This is a genomic window from Pantoea sp. sgz302252, from assembly GCF_042610525.1.
In the GTDB taxonomy this organism is placed as follows: domain Bacteria; phylum Pseudomonadota; class Gammaproteobacteria; order Enterobacterales; family Enterobacteriaceae; genus Erwinia.
Genome location: NZ_JBHDVM010000006.1, coordinates 34,875 through 35,267 on the forward strand (window position 1 = coordinate 34,875; position 393 = coordinate 35,267).

Consider the following 393-nt stretch of genomic DNA (forward strand, 5'->3'; position numbering starts at 1 on the left):
AAGCCTGCTGCATAAGCCGCCTGTTCATCTGCGGGACGTGCAGATTGAAACCCATCTCAGTCCGGAGTTCTCCAGCGCTCGCCTGCAGGCGCTCGTAGTCTGCTCGCTGAACGAAGCGACAAATTATCAGGCAGAGGTCTCGCTGTTTCAGGGCGGTAACTGCATCGCCCGGCAGCGCCAGCCGCTTTGCAGCCTGGCTATCGACGAACGCGGCAACTACAAAGACCGCACGACGCTAAATCTGCATGTCGATCGTCCGGCGCTGTGGAGCGCGGAAAAGCCCGATCTTTATCGCGTTACCGTCGCGCTGTACGATCCTGAGGATCGTCTGGTAGAGGCAGAGGCTTACGATGTCGGCTTTCGCCAGGTCGAAATCGCCGATGGCTTACTGAA

The 393-nt window shown here is 58.5% G+C and carries 1 pseudogene; it reads left to right on the forward strand.

Going from position 1 to position 393, the window contains the following annotated elements:
* Window positions 1-393: pseudogene (gene lacZ, locus ACETPC_RS12425) on the forward strand (beta-galactosidase); the annotation flags it as partial.